Source organism: Streptomyces sp. NPDC019937 (genome assembly GCF_040631655.1).
Lineage (GTDB): Bacteria > Actinomycetota > Actinomycetes > Streptomycetales > Streptomycetaceae > Streptomyces.
Map to the genome: position 1 here is coordinate 144,597 of NZ_JBEYAL010000002.1, position 21,294 is coordinate 165,890.

The window sequence follows — 21,294 nt, forward strand, 5'->3', positions numbered from 1 at the left end:
ATCCTCCCACGGGAACGGGCAAGCCCGAGGTCAAATCCGGGGCGCGGCGGTTCCGCCGGACGGTGTCAGCGGTCCCCTTCGGGCGCGTGGGTGACGACCATGGCCGAGTACGTGGCCCCCAGGCCGGTGGCGGTGAACAGGTAGTGCCGGCCGGCCTCCAGCTGTCCGGTGTCCCTCATCGTCGTGTAATTGACCATGACGTCGGAGGCGTAGCAGTGGCTGTACTTCGGCAGGTTGTCGGTGAAGAACCGGTCGCGGTCCACGCCCAGTTCGGTGGAGACCTCGATCATCAGCGAGTTGTAGTGCACGAACCGGTGGATGTCGTCGAGTTCGAGGCCGGCCTGGGCGACCGCCTCGCGGATGACACCGCAGACCTCCGGGTCGTGTGCGTTGTTGGCCCTCTCACGGGTCTCCTGGTCCATCAGGATGCCGTCGGCGAACTCGCCCCGGGCGCGGGTGACGTAGGAGCGCACCCGGTCTCCCCGGCCCCCGCGGGCGACCAGGCAGGCGCTGGCGGCCTCGCCCATCACCGAACCGAGGGAGTGGTAGTCCTGGTTCAGCTTCGCGAAGGGTTTCTCACCGGTGACGACCAGGGCGCGCGCCGCCGGGTCACCGTCCATCGCCAGCAGGGCGCCGGCCATGTCGATGGCGGCGAGCCCGATCGCGCAGTTCTGCTGGCTGAGCCCGAACGCCTGCGCGTCATGCAGTCCGAGCGAGGTGCGCAGGACGTCGGCCGCGTCCATCGTGGAGGGGGTGACCTCCTGGGTGGCGTGTCCGTACAGCAGGTACTTCACCGTGCTCGGGTCGGTCACCTCCTTCAGGGCCGCGCGGGCGGCCGGCAGGAGGAGGTCGAAGAGCGACTGTTCGGGGTCCAGCCGCATGTCGCGGACGCCGTAGACGCGGCGCAGCACTTTCATCTGCGCCCGTGTCAGCCCCAGCGGGCCGCCGACGTCCTCCAGGGAGACCGAGCGGGACGGTACGTAGGCACCCCATGCCTCCAGGGTGGTCGGCTGGTCGTCGAGGGATCCCTGCGGTCCGTTGCCGGGCCGGGGCGTGTAGGCGGTCGAGAAGGTCACGCCGTTGTCCTCCTGTGTGTGGTCCGTACTTCCTGAAGCTGCGTGGCGCCGAGCCGCGTGGTGGGGCCGGCTCAGGCGGTCAGCGCGCGCCGGCGGGCCTTGTGCACCGGCACCACCACGACCCCCACGGCACGGCAGACGACCACCGGCTCGTCGAGGACCGCGGCTGTGCTGTGGCCCTCCTCGTAGCGGGCCTCGATGACCTTGCGGGCCTCCAGCTCGACGACCCGGCGCAGCCGGCTTTCCTTGGTCAGCCGCCCGGTCACCTCGATGAAGTCACCGGCGTGGACGGGAGCGGTGAAGGTCACCTCGGTGTAGTGGGACAGCAGTCCCTCGTCTCCGTCGGTGCGGATGGCGATCTCGGTGACGACGTCACCGAAGAGGCGGAGCATGCGGGCTCCGTCCACGAGGTCGCCGCCGTAGTGCGCCTCCTCGGCTCCGATGCGCACGCGCAGCATCACCGTGGACGGATCGGTCGGATCAGTCGGCACTGAATGCCCTCCTCGTCGTGAGAACGCCGCCGCCAGCCCTCGTCGTCTGCGCGAACACGGCGTCGAACGCCTGCTCCACCTCCCGTTGCGTGGCGGTGTCGGCGCGCTCCGGCATGGCCGCCGACCAGCCCACCGCGACGGCGATGACCAGGTCTTCCTTGTGTGAGATCGACACAGCGATCCGGTCCAGGCCGATATCGGCGGCACGGCGCTCGGCGGCGCCGGTCAGCCGCACCCGAGGGGCGCCGTCCTCGGTCCGGCCGATGTCGACCTGCCAGGCCGGGACGCCGGCGAGCAGTCCGACGCCCAGCGCTTTGAGCACCGCCTCCTTCGCGGCGAACCGGCCGGCCAGGAACTCCCGGCGCCGGCTGGGCGCCAGGGTTTCGGCCTCCCGGCGTTCGGGGGCCGAATACAGCAGGTGCCGGAACCAGCCGCGGCGCGCCAGCCGGTCGAGTTCGCCGATGCGGAGCAGGTCGACCCCGACGAAGGGGGGACCGGTCCCCCTCGTGGCTTGGCTCACGGCGAGGGCTCCGGGTGCGCGGCGCCGTGCAGGACCGCCGCCGAGCAGGTTCCCGAGCGCGGGTCGGTGTCGTGCAGGACGACCGTGGCGTACTGCTCGGCCCACTGGGGGTTCTGGGCCAGCTCCAGCCAGACGCTCGTGCAGTAGGTCCGCTCGGTGTGCCGGTGGACCTCCACGCCGTCCGGCAGGGTGTCGTGCCCGCCCCGGGGGCCTTCGACGACCAGTGCCGTGCCGGACCGGTCCGGGGCGGTCACCTCGGCGAGCCGGCGGGCGCAGTCGGCCGGTCCGGTTTGGGTCCACACGTCGTGCACGTTCAGCCCCGGCCCCTCGTGGCCGGACTGCAACAGCAGCAGCGCACCGGAGTCGACCAGGTCCGCGCCGTCCACCAGCGGGTCGTGGTTGGGCAGTGTGCTCTGCTCCAGCACCGCCAGCACGGCTTGGTCGCAGTGGCCGAGCCTGCAGTACGCGGCAGCGACGCGAAGCGCCGAGAAGGGCGCCGCCAGTCCCTGCTCGGCGATCGAGAAGCTCGACGCGCGGTTGCCGAACACCCGGTTCAGCTGGGTGGAGGTGGTGGTGAAGGGATGCACGTCGGGCAGGGCGTAGGAGACCATCACGAGGTCCGGCTCCACGGTTCCGAGCGGATCGCCGTCGAGCAAGTGCTGGACCAGGTCGGCGTGGGTGACCACCGGCCGGTCCCCGGCCGCCGCCGCGTCCGGGCTCTGGCCGAAGGACGTGAGGAGGTCGCGGTCGTACTCCGCCATGATGGAGAACTCGGGGCGTACGGTACGGGGCGGGGCGAGGACCGCCGCCCCCTGTCGTACCGCCAGTGTGCTGCCGGCCATCAAGATCCTTCCTGGAAGAGTTCTGAGGTCGATGACGTCACGCGGGCTCCCAGGCCCGGCTGGCCGGGCCTGGGAGAACTCCGGCCGGCCGGCGGCTCAGGCCGCCGCGGACGGCATCTGCCGGAGCAGGTAGTCCGTGAAGCTGCCGACGGTGGCGAAGTCCGTCATCTCCAGCTGCTCGGGGTCGACCTCCACTCCGACCGAGTCCTCCAGCGTCATGAGGACCTCGAGTACGGAGGTGGAGTCCAGGTGCATGTCGTCGAACAGCCGGACGTCCTCCGACAGGCCGTCGACCGGGCGTTCGAGAGCCTCGCTCAGCGCGGACTCGATCTGCTGGACGAGTTCGGTGCGGTCCATGGGAACTCCGTTCGGGTCGGGAGGGGGTGTGGTTAGAAGCGGACCAGGTGCTGCCGGTTCAGCAGGTCCGCGGGGGTGTCACGGCGGGCGATGAGGTGCGGCGTCCCGTCGTGGACCAGGACCTCGGCCGGGTAGCCGTGGCTGAGGAAGAGCACGGGCGAGGCGGTCGGCCCGTACGCGCCGGACCGCTCGACCCCCAGCAGGTCGCCGGGCGAGACGGGAGGCAGCGCCACCCGCTTGCCGATCACGTCGTTGGGGGTGCACAGCGGTCCGGTGACCGTGATGGGGGCGGTCGCCGGGTCGTGGTAGCGGGTGAGCGACCGGATGGGGAAGTTGCGCTTGACGAAGCTGCCCACGCCGACCGCGGCCATGTGGTGGTTGGTGCCGCCGTCGGCGACCGCGAAGCGCTCCCCCATCGACTCCTTGACGTAGAGCACACGGACCACGTAGGTGCCGGCCACGGCGGTGAGATAGCGGCCCAACTCCATGATCAGCCGGGTCTGCGGGTGCCGTTCGACGAACTGCTCGATCACCGCGTTGACCTCGCCGTGCAGGGCGTTGAGATCGAGCTCCTTCTCGTTGTCGAAATACGGCACGCCCAGACCGCCGCCGAAGTCCACGGTCCGCAGCGGGACGCCCAGCTCCTCGCACAGTTCCTCGGCGATGGAGAGGATGTTGGTGGTGTTGTTGACGACGTCGGAGTAGTCGAGGATGCGGGTCCCCATGTACGCGTGGATTCCGATCACCCGCGCCGCCCGGAGGGTCCGGACCAGGCTCGCGGCCGACTGCCGCAGCACCGACAGGTCCACGCCGAACTGCCGTGGCTTGCCCCCCATCGAGAGCCCCCCTCCCTTGGTCTGGAAGTCGGGGTTCATCCGCAGCAGCACCGGCACGTCGGTCAGGCCGGCCTCGACGGCCAGGGCGTCGAGCGCCTCCAGTTCCTCCAGCGACTCGCACACGACGGCGTGCAGACCGGCGTCGAGGCAGGCGCGCAGTTCCTTGGTGGTCTTGCCCGGGCCGAGGAAGATGATGTTCTCCGGGGCGACTCCGGCGCGCTGCGCCGTGATCAGCTCCGTCAGCGAGGACACCTCGGCGCCGGCCCCCAGCGAGCCGAGGTAGGAGCAGATGCTGATGTTCGGGTTCGCCTTGAGGGAGAAGAAGACATCGACCGCCGGGTGCAGGTTCTCCCGCAGCCGCTGGTAGTTGGTGCGCAGGACCTCGGCGTCGTAGACGTACAGCGGAGTGCCGTACTCGCGGGCCAGCTCGGATACCGGCACGCCCTGAATCTCGAACTCCATCGCATTCACCGGATTTCTCCTATCGTCGGCACGGCGCCGAGCGCGTCGCGCACCTCGGCGTCGAGGGCGGTCAGGGCATCGCGGTCCTGGGCGAACAGCAGGGTGTAGAGGCGGCCTTCGAACGGGGGCCGCCGGTGGGCCTCGGCGTTGACCGTTCCGAAGCAGGTGACCACGACACCGGTGCCGCCCGGGCCGCGCGGCGTCAGCGGGCGGAGGGCCGACTCGATCTGGTGGAACCGGACCGGGGCCTCGAGTTCCAGCGTGTAGTGCTTGGCCAGCGCGGCGCCGGAGGAGAGGAACCGCTCGGTGACCGGCCCCTGGTAACTGGACATGTTCAAGCGGGCGTTGATCTCCAGCACGGGGTAGAGCGTGTCGTCCGTGCCGAGGATGGCGTCCACCCCGACCACGCCGAACAGTCCGTCCGCGTGCAGCCGCTTCCCGACCCGGGCCGCGATGTCCTCCAGCTCCGCCAGGTGGGCCGCGCCCAGGCGGGTCGGCATCACGTGGCCGAGGTGTACGCCCCCCGAGGTCTGCGCCTCCTTGACGAAGTCGAGGCGGGTCCCTCCGGCGCGGTCGATGGTGAACTGGTAGTTCAGATCACACTTCTTGTCCAGGAACCTCTCGACCACCACGTGGATGGCGCGGGAACCGGTGCGGGCCGTCCGCTGCCGGACCATCCGCAGCAGACGTTCGGCCTTGGCGGGCGTGTCCAGCACGATCAGTCCCTTGCCGGAGACCCCGTACGACTCCTTGACGATGAGCGGTTGGCCCTCGTCGAGGCCGCGCCCGACCGCCGCCGTGAGCTCGTCCACCGTCTCGCAGCACTCGCCGGGCACCGGTCGGATGCCCAGTTCCTCGACCAGGCGCCGACTGTAGATCTTCCCGTTGACCCGCTCCATCGTGTCGCTGTCCGGGACGGCCAGCGGCAGGCCGGTCGACTCGGAGATCTTCTGCTCGGTGGCGGAGGTACCCATCGGCATCAGATAGGTCCGGCCGTCGGCCAGGTCGGCCAGGCGCCGCAGCGTCTCCGGCGAGGCCAGAACGCGTTCGCCGGTGCTGGCGCCGGGCTCGCCCCGGGGGACGACGAGCTCGGTCGGCAGGTGGAAGCCGAGCCCGGTGGCGTACTGCTTGAAGCCGGGGTCGAGCGGTTCGCCCAGGCAGATCACGTCGCCGCTTCCGGCCAGCAGGGCGCCCAGTTCCTCCATGCGCTGCACGGTGGCGGGGGCCGACGCCAGTCTCGGTATCGGCAGTCCGACGTAATTGCGCGCCCAGGCGTGCTCGACCTCGAAATTGCAGAGAAAGACCAGCCGGGCGTCGGGGTTTCCGGTCAGCGACCCCTTGAGGCCACGTAAATAGGCACCGCTCATAGCCATTCACACCTTCCTGTGCAGGGATTTGCCACTCACGACAGGATTGATGGTCGCGAACGTTCAGCGCGCGGAATCACACCGAGAAGTACAGAGCACGGGCAGGCACACCGGCAATAGCTGCCGCCAAAGGCTGTGGTGGCCCCCCGTCAGCACTTCGGTGGCCCTCTTACGGTACCCACAAGGTCCCTGGGCTTGGCGTTCTCGCGCTCCGCCCTGGCGCATAGCATCTCCCCGCAACCATCCGGCCGCGGCCCCGCCACGTGCCCCCGCACGGGCCGGCGCCGTCCCGGGACCGTGGCCGTGCCGCGCCGTGCGCCCCAGCCGACATTCCATCCATGCCGATCCCGGCGAACCCGACCGGCCGGAAAGCGAAGGAGGAAGTCCGTGGGAAGTGTGAATCGTATGCCGCTGACGTCCAATCAGCGCGAAATCTGGACCGCCGAGGCCCAGAACCCGGGCGACCCGCAATTCAATATCGTCGTCCATGAACGACTCACCGGCCCCGTGGATACCGAGGCGCTGCGCACGAGCCTCACACGGGTGCTGCGCCGGCACGAAGCCTTCAGCGTGCGCTTCGGCGAAGACGAGGGCGTCCCCTACCAGTGGATCGAGAGGCGCGACGAGTGCTCATGGGTCGACCAGGTCGACCTCTCGGACGGACCCGAACCGGCCGTCGCCTTCGAGACCTGGCGTGATCGGCTCATCGCCGAGCCGTTCGTGCCGACCGGCTCCCGCCTCTTCACCGCCCTCCTGCTGCGCGAGAGCGACGAGGTCGTCCATCTGCTGCTCAAGGCCCACCATCTGATCGTGGACGGCTGGTCGCTCAACCTGGTCGGCACCGAGATGTGGACGGAATACGCCCTGCTGACGAACGGACGGCGACAGCCGTCCCCGGGCCCCGGCACCACGTACGCCGGCTCCGCCTACGCCGACACCATCGCTGCCGACGCCGACTACCAGAAATCCGAGGACCACCAGCGGGACCTCGTCCACCACGGTGCGGCCCTGACACGCGCGAGTCCCGCCCTCTTCCCACGGAGCACGCCCCCCGCAGGCCCGGGGAGCGCCCGGTACGACCGGCGGCCGCCGAGCGGCCGGTACACCTTCACCCTCGACGCCGCCCTGGTGAAGCGCCTGCGCGAGGGCGGCGGCTCACCTTTCGCCTACCTCGCCGCGGCGTTCGCCACGTACGCCGCCCGTCTCCACCGCACCGACGGCATCGTGCTCGGCGTGCCGTTCCTCAACCGCCGCACCGCGGCGGAGCGCGGAGTCGTCGCCCAGCTCGCGAACAACCTCCCGTTGCCGGTGGCGATACGCCCCGGGGCGACGTTGCGCGAGCTGGCCGCCGAGATCGGGACGACGATCGAGGAGACGCGGCCGCACCAGCGGCTCACCCTCGGGGACCTGGTCCGCTCCCTGCCGTCCCCGCCGGGCGGCGGGCCCTCGCGGCAGCCGTTCGACATCACGCTCACCTATCTGCGCTTCCCCCGGGCCACGGTGCCGCCGGGCATCGGCCGGGACCTGCTGATGTTCGTTCCCCGGCACCCGCAGGACGCCCTCTACGTCGTCGTCCAGGCCCCGGAGGACGACTCCGATCTGCGGATCGACCTGGAGTACGCGGGCGATGTCTTCGACGCGGACCTCCCCATCGCCGCGGTCGCCCGGCAGGTGCGCGCGCTCATCGTGGGCGGCCTGGACATGCCCGACCGGCCCGCCACCGCGCTTCCGCTGCTCGACGGCGCCGCGCGGGCGCGGCTGATCCGCCAGGCGCAGGGACCGGCCGTCCCCTACCCGGCCGACCGCACCGTGCACGCGCTGATCGAGGAACAGGCGGCCCGGACCCCCGACCGGATCGCGGTCATCCATGGGACGGGCCGGCGGCTCACCTACGCCGAACTGGACGCCCGCGCCAACCAGGTCGCCCGGGCGCTGCGCGCCAGGGGCATCCGGCCGGAGGACCGGGTCGCCGTGCTGAGCGAGCGCGGGCCGGAGTCGCTCATCGCCCTGCTCGGCGTCCTCAAGTCCGGTGGCGCCTACGTGCCCGTGGACCCCGGCTACCCCGCCGACCGCATCGCCTTCATGCTGCGCGACAGTGGCGCCGCCGCCGTCCTGACGGATGCCGGCACCCCACGTCCCGAGGTGGACACGGCCGTTCCGGTGCTGCGGGTGGCCGAACTGCTCCACGGCCCGCGAGGGCCGCTGGAACCGGCCGCCACCTCCCGCGACCTGGCCTACGTCATCTACACCTCGGGCTCCACCGGACGGCCCAAGGGCGTGATGGTCGAACACCACTCCGTCGTCAACCGGCTCGCCTGGATGCAGCGCCGCTACCCGGTGGGCGAGGGGGACGTGCTGCTGCACAAGACCCCGATCTCCTTCGACGTGTCGGTGTGGGAACTGTTCTGGTGGGCGATCGAAGGCGCCACCGTGGCGCTGCTGCCGCCCGGCGGTGAGAAGGACCCGCGCACCATCCTGCGGACCGTGCGCGACCAGCGGGTCAGCGTGCTGCACTTCGTGCCCTCGATGCTGGGCCCGTTCCTGGACCTGCTGAGCGACGCCCCGGGGGCACGGGCCGACGCCGCCTCGCTGCGTCACGTCTTCTGCAGCGGCGAGGCGCTGCCCCCGGCGCGCGTCGAGCAGTTCCACCACGTCTTCGCCCCCGGCTCAGGCCCCGGGCCCCGGCTGGTCAACCTGTACGGGCCGACCGAGGCCACCGTGGACGTCTCGTACCACGACTGCCCGGGTGGTCCCGGCGTGCCGGTCACCCGGGTGCCGATCGGCCGCCCCATCGACAACACCGCCCTGTACGTCCTGGACGGCCACGGCCGGCCACAGCCGCCCGGGGTGCCCGGTGAGCTGTGCGTCGGCGGAGTCGGGGTGGCCCGCGGCTATCTGGGCCGCCCCGGGCTGACCGCCGAGAAGTTCGTCCCCGACCCCTTCGGGACCCGCGGCCCGGCCGGGACCCACGGCCCGTCCGGGACCGGGAACCGGCTCTACCGCACCGGCGACCTCGCCCGCCGGCTCGCCGACGGCACCCTGGAGTACCTGGGCCGGATCGACGGACAGGTGAAGATACGCGGCAACCGCGTGGAGCTGGGCGAGGTGGAGAGGGCGCTGGCAGCGGCGCCGGGTGTGCGGGACGCGGTGGTCGTGGACCGGCGGTCCGCGTCCCGCGGCACGTATCTGACCGGCTGCTACGTCGCGGACACCGAGCTGGAGCCCGGTGCGCTCCGGGTTCATCTGGCCTCCCGGCTGCCCGACTTCATGATCCCCGCGACCTTCGTGCGGATCGACGCGGTACCGCTCACCCCCAACGGCAAGGCCGACCGGCGCGCCCTGCTGTCCCTCCCGGCCGCCGGGACGGGGCCGCGCGGGAAGACACCGCCGCGCGACGCGGCCGAGCGGACCCTGGCACGCGTCTGGGCCGAACTGCTCGAAGCCGGTGACATCGGCGTGTACGACGACTACTTCGCCCTCGGCGGCGACTCGCTGCTCATGCTGCGGGTGCAGGCCGCCGCCGCGAAGGAGGGGCTGCTCTTCTCCCTCACCGACCTGACCCGGAACCCCACGGTCGCCGGACTGGCCGCGGTGGCCACCAGCGGCCGCAAATCCTCCGGCGGCGCCGCGGACGAACCGTTCGCCCTGGTCTCCCGCGTCGACCGGGCCCGGCTGGAAGGGTACGAGGACGCCTATCCGCTCTCCCGGCTCCAGCTCGGTCTGCTGTACCACAGCCGCGCCCAGGAGCGCACCGCCGTGTACCACGACGTCTTCCGCTACTCCTTCGACATCCCGTGGGACGAGGCGCTGTTCACCCGGGCCTTCGACCGCCTGGTGGCCCGCCACCCGGCTCTGCGCTCCTCCTTCGACCTCGGCGGCTTCTCCGAGCCGCTGCAGCTCGTGGCGCCGCACGTGTCCGGCGGGCTCGCGGTGCGCGACCTGCGCGGCGCCTGCGGGGACACGGAACCGGCGGAGATCGCGCGGCACATCGAGGAGCGGCGCTTCCACCGCTACGACTTCCTGCGGGCGCCCCTGTACCACTTCCGCCTGTACGTCCTGCCGGACACCGTCGAGATGGTCCTCAGCTTCCACCACGCCCTCCTGGACGGCGGCAGCGTCGCCAACCTCGTGCGCGAACTGCTGCAGGACTATCTGAGCGCCATGGGGCTGGGCACCGGGCCGGTGGCGGACCACAAGCTCCCCTCCCCCGCCGGGCACGTGGCGGCGGAACGCGCCGCGCTCGCGTCCGCGTCGACGCGGACGTACTGGCGCGACCGTCTCGAAGGCGCCTCGCCGCCACGGCCGACCGCGTTCCGCCCTCATGAGGCCCCGCGCGGTGAGGAGCTGATCACGCGCCGGGAGCGTCTGTCCGCCGAGCTGACCGACGCGATCCGCCACTTCGCCCGGCGGCACGCGGTTCCGGTGAAGTCCGTGCTGTTCGCGACGCATTGCCTGACGCTCAGCCGGTTCAGCGGCACCGAGGACATCGTCACCGGGCTGATCACCCACTGCCGCCCCGAGACGGAGGGCGCGGAGCGCATCGCGGGCCTGTTCCTCAACACCCTGCCCATCCGGCTGAACACCGCCCGGGACAGTGGGCTCGACGTCGTCCGCGAGGCTTTCTCGCAGGAACAGCAGAGCCACGCACACCGGCGCTATCCGCTCAGCGCCATCCAGGAGGACCTGGGCTGCACCGTCCTGGACACCGCCTTCAACTACGTCCACTTCCGTCAGCTGACCGAGGTGTTCGCGCTTCCCGGGGTGCGGCTGCGCTCCTTCCTGACCTGGGAGGAAACGAACTTCACCCTGCTGGTCAACGCCCTCACCGACCCGGCGGACGGGCGTCTGTGGCTGCGCCTTGACTACCAGGGCAGCGTGTTCACCCCGTCCCAGGCCGGGCTGTACGCGGACACCTTCACCGGCCTCCTCTCACGGCTCGTGCGCCACCCGGACGAGGCGCCCGGCTCCGGCGTGCCCGCCCCTTCGCCCGCAGCCGCCGAACCGGTGGAAGCGACGCCGCCGGATGTCGTACGGGCCGTACGGGAGCAGACCGCCCGCACACCGGACGCGATCGCCCTGGGCTTCGGGGAACAGCGCTGGACGTATGCCGAACTCGGCCGGGCGTCCGACCGGGTGGCGCGTCGGCTGCTCGCCCTGGGCGCCGCGCCGGGAGAGAGCGTCGGCATCGCCATGGACCGTTCACCGGAGACGGTCGCCGTGCTCCTGGGCGTGCTCAAGGCCGGGGCGGCGGCGCTCCCGCTGGACACCGCCTACCCGCCGGAACGGCTCGGCGCCATGCTGGAACAGGCCCGGCCCCTCAGGGTCATCGCCCAGCCCTCGTACCACCAGTTGGTGTCCGGCGCGGCCACGACGATGACTCCGCAGGACGTACTCGACGGGAGCGGGGACGGACCCGGCACCGACGCACCGCCCTTCCCCGCGATCGCGCCCGAACACACCGCGTACGTCCTGTTCACCTCCGGTTCCAGCGGACGGCCGAAGGGCGTGGCGATGCCGCATCGCTCACTGGCCCGGCTGATCGCCTGGCAGAACGGCGTGCCCAGCGGCGTGCCCAGCGGCATCACCGCGCAGTACGCGCCGATGAGTTTCGACGTCTCCTTCCAGGAGATCTTCTCCACCCTGTGCGGCGGCGGCACCCTGGTGCTGTTGTCCGAGGCCGAGCGGCGCGACATGCCCGCTCTCCTGCGGCTGCTCGACCGGGAGCGGGTGCGGCGGCTGTATCTGCCGTACGTGGCGCTCCAGCAGCTCGCCGAGGCCTCCGCCGCCCTGGGGCTGGTCCCCTGCGCCCTCAGGGTGCTGATCTCGTCCGGCGAGCAGTTGCGCGTCACCCCGGAGATCCGCCGGCTGTGCGCCGGGCTGCCCGGGGCCCTGCTGGAGAACCAGTACGGCCCCACCGAGTCGCACGTCGTGACCAGCCACACCCTGTCCGGCGACCCGGACCACTGGCCGTCCCTGCCGCCGATCGGCACCCCCGTCGACGGCGCCGAGGTGCTCATCCTCGACTCCCGGATGCGTCCGGTGCCCGCGGGGGTCACGGGCGAGATCCACCTCGGCGGCGCCTGCCTGGCCGACGGCTATCTGCACCAGTCCGCGCTGACCGGGGAGCGCTTCGTCCCTCACCCCTCGGGCGGGCCCGGCCGCCGTCTGTACCGCACCGGCGACCTCGGCTTCGCCCTGGCCGACGGCGCGATGGTGTGCACCGGCCGAGCGGACGCACAGGTCAAGGTGCGCGGCTTCCGGGTGGAACCGGCGGAAGTGGAGCTGGCCATCGCCCGGTTCGCCTCCTCCCACCACCCGGGCCTGGCCGAGGCGGCGGTGGTGGCGAGGCGCCGCGAGGGCGATGACGCGTTCCTCGCCGCCTTCCTGGTGGGCGACCGGGAGCACACCGACACGGCGCAGCTCGGCAAGCAGCTCCGCGCCGTCCTCCCGGAATACATGGTGCCCTCGCACGTCGAGTGGCTGCCGGCGCTGCCGCTGACCCCGAGCGGCAAACGGGACGACGCGGCCCTGCGACGCCTCCCCCTGACGGTGGGGACCACCGGGGTGGCAGGCGGGACGGCGCCGCCACGGGACGGCTACGAGCGGGCCCTGGTGGAGATCGTCGGCGAGCTGCTGCGGCGGCCCGCCGTGGGCGTGCACGACAACATCTTCGACCTGGGCGCCACCTCGCTCACCGCCATGCGTCTCGTCGTCCTCATCGAGCAGCGTTACGGCACCGGCCTTCCCCTGTCCGAGCTGATCGCGGCGCCCACCATGGCCCAGCTCGCCGGACGACTGCGGTCCAGAGGGGCGAGCGCGGCCTTCGACCCGCTCGTGCCCATCCGCACCGGCGGCAGCCGGCCCCCGCTCTTCCTCGTCCATCCCATGGGCGGCAACGTGCTGTGCTACGTGCGCTTCGCGCGGCACCTGCCCGCGGGCCAGCCGCTGTACGCGCTCCAGGCCGCGGGGGTGGATCCGGGGACCGAGCCCCTGCGCGGCGGCGTCGAGGAGATCGCGGCCGGCTACGTCGCCGCCCTCCGCCGGCTGCGGCCCCGGGGCCCGTACACGATCGGCGGCTGGTCCTTCGGCGGATTCGTGGCCTTCGAGATGGCCCGGCAGATCCGGGCGGCGGGCGAGGAGGTGGCGCACCTGGTGCTGCTCGACACCACGGCTCTCGCGCCGGGAAGACGGCTTCCCGTCCGGTCCGACGCCCTGCTCACGTGGTTCTTCTGGGAGCTGTTGTGGCTGCGCCGCGGCGGTGACTCGCCCCTGGAGGTGCTGCCCGCCGGGCTGACGACGCTGGACGAGCAGTTCGACTTCATCGCCGCTCTCGCGGTCGCGGAAGGGGTGCTTCCGGCGGGCAGCTCCGGCGCGGTGGTCCGACGGCTGTTCCGTGTGTACGAAACCAACTGGCGGGCGGCCTACGCGTACCGGCCCGGAACGGTCCACCAGGACATGACGTTGATTCACGCCGCTGAACCGCTGCCCGATGTCCTGGAATCGATGCACGAGACCATCGGCAGCATGCACCGGGATCCGGCGAACGGCTGGCGGGAGCGGACCAGCGGGAACCTGACCGTGATCGACGTACCGGGCGACCACCTCACGATCATGGAGGAGCCGCACGTCATCCGCGTGGCTCGCACCGTCGGTGAGCTGATCGCCCCGCCTCCTGGCGCGGGCCCGGGATTCACGCCCCAGCAGCGGCACACCGATGACAGCGATCTGAGGGGAGAGTGACGCATGACCAGCCACCGTCGCCGCAAGGCGATCGTTGTGGGCGCGGGGATCGGCGGCCTGACGGCGGCCATCGCGCTGCGCAAGGCCGGGCTCGACGTCGAGGTCCATGAGCGGGCCAACCAGCTCACGGCCGCGGGGTCAGGGCTGTCGGTGATGAGCAACGCCCTCGCCGCCCTGGACTCCATCGACCTGGATCTGGGACTCGACAAGCATGGGCAGATCCTGCGGTCCTACCACGTCAGGACCGCGCGCGGACGGCTGATCAGGGAGTTCCCGTTTCCCGAGATCATCGGGCGACTGGGCGTACCGAGCGTTCTCATCACACGGTCCGCGCTCCAGCAGGCCCTGCTGGACGCCGCCGACGGGATCCCGATCAGGCTGGGCGCGACCGCGGAGGACTTCAGCACCGAGGAGCGGCGCGGGGGGCCCGGGGTGACGGTCCGGTTCTCGGACGGGACCGAGACCCACGGTGACCTCCTCATCGGCGCGGACGGCTTCAACTCGGTGGTACGGCGCCGGCTCGTCGGCCCCGAGGAGGCGCGGTACGGCGGGTACGTCTGCTGGCTGGCCCTGGTGCCGTTCAGCCATCCGCGTTTCACCACCGGTTCGGTGACCCACTACTGGGGCAGCGGTCAGCGATTCGGGCTGGTCGACATGGGCGGCGGCACCCTCTACTGGTGGGGGACGAAGAACATGCCCGCCGAACGCGCGCACGACTGGAAGGGCGGCAAGGCCGACATCGAACTCGCCTATGCGGGCTGGGCGGAGGAAGTGCGGCACGCGATCCGGCAGACGCCCGAAGAGTCGATCCTGGCCACCCCGTCCCACGACCGCGTCTTCCTCGACCGCTGGGGCCGGGGTCCGGTGACGCTGCTCGGCGATGCCGCGCACCCCATGCTTCCCAGCCTCGGCCAGGGCTCGGGTATGGCGATGGAGGACGCGGTGGTGCTCTCGCGGCATCTGGCCGGGACCGCCGACCCTCTCCGGGCGCTGCGGGCCTACGAGGACGAGCGCCGGCAGCGGACCAGCGGCGTCGTGGCGGCCGCCCGGTCGATCAGTGCGGTCGAGCAGGCGGAGAACCCCTTTCGCAGGCCCCTGCGTGACGCGTACTTCCGGTTGCTGCCGACGAAGCGGCTCACCGGGCTCCTGGAGGGCTCACTGACCTTCCCCGGCCCCGCCGCGGCGGTCAGCCGCGGCCGTCCACGTGGGCAAGGAAGTCCCGCAGGGCGGCGTTGACTTCGTCGGGGCGCTCCTGCTGGGTCCAGTGACCGCAGCCGTGCAGGGTCACCTCGTCGTGCAGCCGGGGGACGATCCGGCGCAGCGAGGCGCGCAGGGTGTTCACGCCGCGGAAGGAGGTGACCAGGTCACGGTCGCCCACCATGTACAGCGCTGGCACCTCGATGCCACGGCCCCGGAAGGGGGCCAGGAGCTCCTGGTTGCGCTCGATGTTGCGGTACCAGTTGAGGGGGCCGGTGAAGGCCCGGGGGCCGTGTTCGGCGTAGTCGCGGGCGAAGACCTCGATGTCCGCTTCGGTGAGCCACCCGGGCAGCTGCTCCGGTTCGGGCACGGTGTCCAGCAGGGTCCTGCCCTCGGGGACGACCCACGGCCGGGGCCGCTCGGTCCTGGGGTTGTCCCCGGAGCCGCTGTACAGGATCCGGCGGAGGGACGACGCGATGTCCTGCCCCAACTCGGCGTCGGCGACGCCCGGTTGCTGGAAGTAGTTCTGGTAGAAGCCCTCGCCGTAGTACGTCCGGGTGGCCGAGGGCGGGGCCATTCCGGCGGGCAGCGCGGGCGGGACGCTCAGCCCGGCCACGGCCCGTACGACATCGGGGCGCAGCATCGCGGTGATCCAGGCCACCGGCGCGCCCCAGTCGTGTCCGACGACGACCGCCTGCTCCTCGCCGAGGGCGCGGATCAGCCCGATCACATCACCGGCGAGGTGGAGCAGGCTGTAGGAGGCGATGTCCTCGGGCTGCTCACTGCGGGCGTAGCCGCGCTGGTCGGGGGCGACGACGCGGTATCCCGCCTCGGCCAGCGGGCCGAACTGGTGGCGCCAGGAGTACCAGCTCTCCGGAAAGCCGTGCAGCAGCAGGACCAGCGGCCCCTCCCCCTGCTCCGCGATGTGCAACCGCACTCCGTTGACCTCGACGACGTCATGCTTGACCGGGCTGTGCACTGTGGCTCCTCTTCCGGTTGCGGCGCTCTACTGATCAGTAACGATGCTAAGGCACGGGGTGCGGAAAGCAGTTGCACAGGCCCCGTCCCGACCGGCAGGGTGCGTCAGGTGAACGCCGCCGCTTCGGAAGGAGCCCTCGTGCCGCATTCCGCTTCACCCTCCGTCCGGGTGTTCCCCGTGGCGGACGAGCGGTCGGGCCCGTACGCGCTCGCCACCGGCCCTGACGGCGCGCTGTGGGTCACCCTCGTGCACAGCGGCCAGATCGCGCGGCTCACCGTCGACGGTGGCCTCACCACGTACGATCTGGACGCGCGCACCTGCCGGCCGACGATCATCGCCGCCGGGCCCGACGGGGCATTGTGGTTCGCCCGGTCCCAGGACCACCAAATCGGCCGTATCACGACCGACGGCCGGTCCGGGGCCCACGCCGTGCCGACGCCCGGGAGCGCGCCGTTCGGCATCGCCGCCGGCCCGGACGGCGCCCTGTGGTTCACCGAAATGAACACCGACCGCATCGGGCGCGTCGGCGTCGACGGCGCGATCACCGAGTTCACCCTGCCGGTCGAGGGCGCGTTCCCTTCGGCGATCACGGCGGGTCCGGACGGCGCGCTCTGGTTCACCCTCAACCAGGCGAACGCCGTCGGCCGGATCGACGTGGCCGGTGCTGTCACCCTCCATCCGCTGCCCACGGCCGGCGCCGGACCGGTGGGGATCACCTGTGACGGCGACGCCCTGTGGTTCGTCGAGATCGCGGCGGGCCGGATCGGCCGGATCGCGGTGGACGGCACGGTCGAGGAGTTCCCGCTCCCCGACCGTACGGCCAAGCCGCACGCCATCGTGGCGGTGTCCGCCGGAGAGTGCTGGTTCACCGAATGGGGCGCCAACCGCGTCGGCCGCATCACGGCGGACGGCGCGATCCGCGAGTACGACCTGCCCTCGCCGTCATCGGAACCCCACGGCATCGCGGTCGGGCCGGACGGGGCACTCTGGGTGGCCCTCGAGACGGGCGCGGTGGCCCGGGTGGCGCCCTGACCCTTCCCCGGGCTATCGGGGGACGGGAACGGGGTCGACGCCGGTCATGGTGCGGCTCAGCTCCCACAGCCGCGCCGCGACGGCGGTGTCGGCGAGATGCGCCCACACCGGTTCGGTCCGGGGTCTGCCGCGCAGGCTGAAGACGCCCGGCCCCCACAGCTGACCGCCGCGCACGGCGGGGTCGAGCACCGCTCGCACCGCGGGCCACGCCCCGGCGTGCTTGCCCTGGAGGAGGACACCGGCGGGCGCGCCGCGCAACCGGGCGCCGAGGGTGGGCACATGGACGGGCGGCCGCGAGGGGGTGAGGGAGTCGAGGGCGCCGCCGGGGTGGACCACCACGCTCGCCACCGGGCTGCCGACGGCGCGCAGACGGCGGTCGAGTTCGAGGCCGAAGTGCATCTGCGCCAGCTTGGACCGGCCGTAGGTGCGCTTGGGGCGGTAGTCCTGCCGGGACTGCGGGTCGTCCAGGTCGAGCCGTTCGGTCTTCGCCGCGAAGCTGCCCACCGTCACGACGCGGCCCGCCGGCGCGGCCGACAGCAGTGGCATCAGCCACCCGGTGAGCGCGAAGTGCCCGAGATGGTTCGTGCCGAACATCAGCTCATGGCCCTCCCCCGTCTCGCGGCGCGGCGGGTCGTCGAGGGCGACCCCCGCGTTGTGCACCACCGCGTCGAGGTGTGGCAACCCCAGGGCGTCCACCGCGGTTCCGAGCGAGGCGAGGTCGGCGAGGTCCAGCCGCAGGGCACGCACCCGCGCACCGGGGACACGCTCCCGGATCGCGGCCATGGCGGCCTCCGCCCTCACCGGACTGCGGCTGCCCAGTACGACGGTGGCCCCGGTCGCGGACAACTGCTCCGCGATGAAGTACCCGATGCCCGCGTTGCCGCCGGTGACCAGAAAGACGCGCCCATCGGCGCGCGGCAGCCGGTGGACGTCCCAGAGCGGGGTGGAAGACACGGACGGCATGGCGGCAAGCTCCCTTGCGGCGCAGGGCCCGCACGGCCCGGAGGCCGTGCGGGCGGGCGCTCGGGGTGAGCGCCCTGCCGTCGAAGATCCCAGCGGCCACCGACATATCGGCGACGGACCGCCGACAGCCCGCTCAGTCGAGGACCGCGGTGGCCTCGATCTCGACGAGATGCTCGGGTACGTCCAGTGCCGCGACACCCAGCAGCGTGGCGGGCGGCACCGGGGTGACCCCCAGTTTCGCGGCCGCCCGGGAGATCCCCTCCAGGAGGGCCGGCATCTTGTCGGGGGTCCAGTCGACGACGTGGACGTTCAGCTTGGCCACGTCGTCGAAGGTGCCGCCGGCCCCGGCGAGGGCGGCGGCGATGTTGAGGTAGCACTGCTCGACCTGGGCTGCGAGGTCGCCCTCGCCGACCGTGGTCCCCTCGGCGTCCCAGGCGACCTGTCCGGCGATGAAGACCAGTTTCGACCCGGATGCGATCGACACCTGCCGGTAGACGTCGATCGTGGGCAGTGCGGGGGGATTCACCAGGGTGACGGCCATGCTGTCGGCTCTCCTCATCAGGGGTTCCACGGTCTCTCGTGGTTACCCGGGAACCGTAGGAGAGCAGCCGCTGACATGGAAGAACGCACTTTTCGGTGACTCGGGAACCTGATGGTGACCCAGCAGCTCAAGGGCCCCGTCAGAAGTCCATCTCCACGTAGTCGATGTCGGTGAACTCCACCAGGAGACCGTCCGCGCGGCGGCCGCCGTCCTTGAAGTAGACCTCCTGGAACCCCTCGGCGGCGATGTCCCGGAGTTGCTGTTCGGTGGCGCCGGTGGACTGCGCTTCGAAGAGGCGGGCCGCGTAGGCGGGGGGCAGATGCTGGGTGATCAGGCGGACACGCCCGTCGTCGGTGGAGCCGGGGGCGGCGGTGAAACCGAAGCGGGCCCGGGTCTCGATGACGATGCCGGTGGCGGTGGCGGCCTGCCGCCTGGCCCGGGCGCGCACCCGGGGCTGCCAGTCCTTGCGCACCTCCTCGGCGAGGCGGGCGGCGAGGTCCTTGCGGGGGTGCTTGAACTGGCCCGTGAGATACCGCTCGACGGTGCGCTGGGACACCCCGAGCCGTCGCGCGACCGCCTTGGTGGAGCCCTTCTCCCGCTTCACCAGGAAACGCATCCGCGCGGGGGCGGATTTCGGGAGGGGGCGGGTGAAGGTGGCCTCCGTGGCCTTGTCGAGGCTGTCGCCCATGATGCCCATCGTGCTCGTCCCCTCTCCTACTCGCCGTCGATCGCGGCGTCGGTGCCCTTGATGTGGCGGGCGGGGTTGTGGCCCTCGTCGAGGAGCTGGGCCGCCCACAGGAAGTCCTGGGTGCCCTCGTGCTTGACCATGCCGGGTGAGACACCGAGGCGGAATCCGCCGGGCAGGGGCTTGCCGTCGGGGGTGTGCGGCAGGAAGTCCAGCGGGCTCGGGCCGTCGGAGAGGTAGACGACACAGTCCGAGAGGACGGCCACGGGGAAGAGCCCGGTGTCCGCGAGCTTGCGCATCTTGCGGTGCATGTTGACCCGGGCGGTGGAGATGACGGCGGCGCGGATGTCGGGGCGCCAAGTGGGGCGTTCCAGGGCGGGCCAGCGTTCGCCGGGGCGGTAGCGGGCGCCCTGGGGCCGTTCGCGGAGCTTGCCGATGCCGCCCTTGACGGTGGCCTTGATGGCGGACAGGACGGCGGCCTGCCCGGGGTCGGCCTGCTTGTGCCGCTCCATGGCGGCGAGGAAGTCCGGCGGGCTCATGCCGGAGACGACGCCGAGCCGCTCCATGGTGGCCATGTAGGCGTCGCGCAGCCGGGTGTACCAGGCGTCCAGGTAGGGGCCGGTCCCGGGGCGGACCCACGCCTCGGCGGGCCGGACCTCGTGGCCGAGTTCCACGGCGTACGCGACGGTCGGCGTGGCGTACCAGGCGGGCCCCTCGGGGCGGTTGCCGTGCGGGGTGAAGGGGTTCGGGAGGCGCGGGTCGAGGTCGATGTGGGACAGGTCGACCAGCCAGCTGCCGGGCAGCGCCTTGTCGAAGGCGGGCGCCGTGCGGTGTTCGGGCGCCCCGAGCCCGACGTTGAGGCGGTTGGCGGCGGCGGCGAACGCCATGTTGACGTCGATGCCCACGGCGTGGGTGTGCGCGCATTCGGCGTCGGTGAGCAGCTCGGGGTCGCGGATCCAGTCGTACGCCTCCTCGTCCAGGACCTCGGCCGGGGTGCGCCGGTGGCCGCGCGGGTACAGCTGGGCGACGACGGGGTGCTCGTCCGGCGCCTCCGGCGGCGCCGGGTCGACCGGCGCGGTCAGCGAACCGGGCTGCGGGCCGGACATCCAGGCGCCGGTGGCCTCGTCCTTCACGGCCCGGGTGGGCGGGCGCAGCGCGGTCATCAGCTCGAGACCGGTGACGGCGGTGGTGCCGCGCGGGGTGATGACGCGGGTGGCGTAGTCGCCCAGTACGCGCGCCAGTTCGGCCGGGGCGAACCGGTCGGCGCTCCCCCAGGCCCGGGAGTCGAGCGCGCCCCAGGGAAGGACCGCGAACTGGACGCAGTGGCGCCGGTTGCCCTCCACCGGGCGGTAGACCGAGGCCCAGGGGCCGAAGCCACGGCGGGTGAGCTGCCACGTGGCCCTGGTGATCTGCTTGACCACCTTGTGGTCCTCGGGCAGTCGCAGGTTCCGGCGATCGGTCAGTTCGGCGGGCAGTCCGAGGCGTTCGGCGGCGGACGCGGTGAGGACGAGCAGGGGGTCGGCGTCCTTGCCGTTGCGGTGCAGCCGGGGGGCGCCCAACCGGGCCTCGGACAGGGCCCAGGCGACCAGGGCCGGGATGTCCTTCAGCGGGCAGTCCAGGATCAGGCCGCCGGCGCAGTACGCGGACCCGTCGCCGTCCACGACGGCCAGGGGGCCGTTGGCGAAGCGGGGTTCGGTGCCGGCCGGGGCGGTGGCGGGGGTCGTGTGCGGTGCGGGTCGCCCGGTGGTCTGCCGGGGTGCCCGGCGCGGGGCCGGGCGGCGGGGCGCCGCGGTTTCCCCGGCGGGTGGCGGAACCACCGGTGCCGCGGGGGGAGATACGGGGGCGGCCGGGGGCGCGGGAGGCGCGGGGCGGGGCGCTTCGGGGGCGGTGGCCGGGGCCGGTGGCGGAGCCGGGGCCGGTGGCGGAGCGGGGGCCGGGTACAGCTTGGCCAGTTCGCTCAGGAAGTGGGCGTACGCCTCGCGCTGCGGCGGCCGGGGTTCGGTCTTCCCGCTCTCCCAGTTGACCACCGTCGCACGGCGCACCTTCAGCGCCTTGGCGACCTGCTCCTGGCTCAGGCCGTGTGCCGTGCGCAGCCGCTCCCGCTCGGCCGGTGGCGGCAGCGGGGACTGGCCCGCGATCAGTGCGTCGATCGCGTCGAACAACTCGGACATGGAACGCCTCCCGCCCCCGTTATACACAGCGGCGG

The 21,294-nt window shown here is 72.2% G+C and carries 15 protein-coding genes; 3 read left to right on the forward strand and 12 right to left on the reverse strand.

The annotated features are described in order from the left end of the window. Window positions 1-65 precede the first annotated feature (65 nt). The 7 genes from ABZ562_RS02425 to ABZ562_RS02455 all read right to left on the reverse strand — a co-directional run bounded on the left by ABZ562_RS02425 (window position 66) and on the right by ABZ562_RS02455 (window position 5,951). On the reverse strand, window positions 66-1,076 hold the full coding sequence (locus ABZ562_RS02425; RefSeq protein ID WP_361472840.1) for a 3-oxoacyl-[acyl-carrier-protein] synthase III C-terminal domain-containing protein: 1,011 nt from the start codon (window positions 1,074-1,076) through the stop codon (window positions 66-68). 71 nt (window positions 1,077-1,147) lie between these two features. Next, complete coding sequence (locus tag ABZ562_RS02430) at window positions 1,148-1,567, reverse strand: 3-aminobutyryl-CoA ammonia lyase (RefSeq protein WP_361472843.1); 420 nt, start codon at window positions 1,565-1,567, stop codon at window positions 1,148-1,150. Further along, window positions 1,557-2,087 (reverse strand): holo-ACP synthase, encoded by a 531-nt coding sequence (locus tag ABZ562_RS02435; protein WP_361472846.1) that lies wholly within the window; start codon window positions 2,085-2,087, stop codon window positions 1,557-1,559. The genes ABZ562_RS02430 and ABZ562_RS02435 overlap by 11 nt, the downstream gene beginning before the upstream one ends. Continuing rightward, a complete protein-coding gene (locus ABZ562_RS02440) occupies window positions 2,084-2,929 on the reverse strand; it encodes a hypothetical protein (protein WP_361472849.1) in 846 nt (281 codons plus the stop codon). The genes ABZ562_RS02435 and ABZ562_RS02440 overlap by 4 nt, the downstream gene beginning before the upstream one ends. Before the next feature lie 96 nt (window positions 2,930-3,025). After that, window positions 3,026-3,286 carry a phosphopantetheine-binding protein gene (locus tag ABZ562_RS02445; protein ID WP_361472852.1) on the reverse strand — a complete coding sequence of 87 codons (261 nt, stop codon included), beginning with the start codon at window positions 3,284-3,286 and terminating at the stop codon, window positions 3,026-3,028. A gap of 32 nt (window positions 3,287-3,318) precedes the next feature. Continuing rightward, on the reverse strand, window positions 3,319-4,584 hold the full coding sequence (locus tag ABZ562_RS02450; RefSeq protein ID WP_361472854.1) for a type III PLP-dependent enzyme: 1,266 nt from the start codon (window positions 4,582-4,584) through the stop codon (window positions 3,319-3,321). A gap of 5 nt (window positions 4,585-4,589) precedes the next feature. Beyond that, entirely contained in the window at window positions 4,590-5,951 is a 1,362-nt protein-coding gene (locus tag ABZ562_RS02455; protein WP_361472857.1) for an ATP-grasp domain-containing protein, read from the reverse strand. A 405-nt stretch (window positions 5,952-6,356) separates the two neighbouring features. Here ABZ562_RS02455 and ABZ562_RS02460 point away from each other — a divergent pair, with 405 nt between their 5' ends. Together ABZ562_RS02460 and ABZ562_RS02465 are read left to right on the forward strand one after the other, a co-directional pair. Beyond that, on the forward strand, window positions 6,357-13,691 hold the full coding sequence (locus ABZ562_RS02460) for an amino acid adenylation domain-containing protein (RefSeq protein WP_361472860.1): 7,335 nt from the start codon (window positions 6,357-6,359) through the stop codon (window positions 13,689-13,691). Between the two features lie 3 nt (window positions 13,692-13,694). After that, the gene (locus tag ABZ562_RS02465) at window positions 13,695-14,927 is read left to right on the forward strand and encodes an FAD-dependent monooxygenase (protein WP_361472863.1); all 1,233 of its coding nucleotides are present in this window, start codon (window positions 13,695-13,697) and stop codon (window positions 14,925-14,927) included. On the opposite strand, the gene ABZ562_RS02470 is transcribed toward ABZ562_RS02465, so the two are convergent. Continuing rightward, window positions 14,878-15,867: an alpha/beta hydrolase gene (locus tag ABZ562_RS02470; RefSeq protein WP_361472866.1), complete on the reverse strand. Its 990-nt coding sequence runs from the start codon at window positions 15,865-15,867 to the stop codon at window positions 14,878-14,880. The two genes, ABZ562_RS02465 and ABZ562_RS02470, sit on opposite strands and share 50 nt — an antisense overlap. 138 nt (window positions 15,868-16,005) lie before the next feature. Between ABZ562_RS02470 and ABZ562_RS02475 the strand changes: the two genes are divergently transcribed. Next, window positions 16,006-16,899: a virginiamycin B lyase gene (locus ABZ562_RS02475; RefSeq protein ID WP_361472869.1), complete on the forward strand. Its 894-nt coding sequence runs from the start codon at window positions 16,006-16,008 to the stop codon at window positions 16,897-16,899. 12 nt (window positions 16,900-16,911) lie between these two features. Here ABZ562_RS02475 and ABZ562_RS02480 read toward each other — a convergent pair whose 3' ends face one another. The 4 genes from ABZ562_RS02480 to ABZ562_RS02495 form a co-directional block, all read right to left on the reverse strand. Then, complete coding sequence (locus ABZ562_RS02480; protein WP_361472871.1) at window positions 16,912-17,862, reverse strand: SDR family NAD(P)-dependent oxidoreductase; 951 nt, start codon at window positions 17,860-17,862, stop codon at window positions 16,912-16,914. A 133-nt stretch (window positions 17,863-17,995) separates the two neighbouring features. Beyond that, on the reverse strand, window positions 17,996-18,403 hold the full coding sequence (locus ABZ562_RS02485; protein ID WP_361472874.1) for a RidA family protein: 408 nt from the start codon (window positions 18,401-18,403) through the stop codon (window positions 17,996-17,998). A gap of 139 nt (window positions 18,404-18,542) precedes the next feature. Further along, the gene (locus ABZ562_RS02490) at window positions 18,543-19,100 is read right to left on the reverse strand and encodes a helix-turn-helix transcriptional regulator (RefSeq protein ID WP_361472877.1); all 558 of its coding nucleotides are present in this window, start codon (window positions 19,098-19,100) and stop codon (window positions 18,543-18,545) included. A 17-nt stretch (window positions 19,101-19,117) separates the two neighbouring features. After that, a complete protein-coding gene (locus tag ABZ562_RS02495; RefSeq protein WP_361472880.1) occupies window positions 19,118-21,259 on the reverse strand; it encodes a helix-turn-helix transcriptional regulator in 2,142 nt (713 codons plus the stop codon). Between the last annotated feature and the right edge of the window lie 35 nt (window positions 21,260-21,294).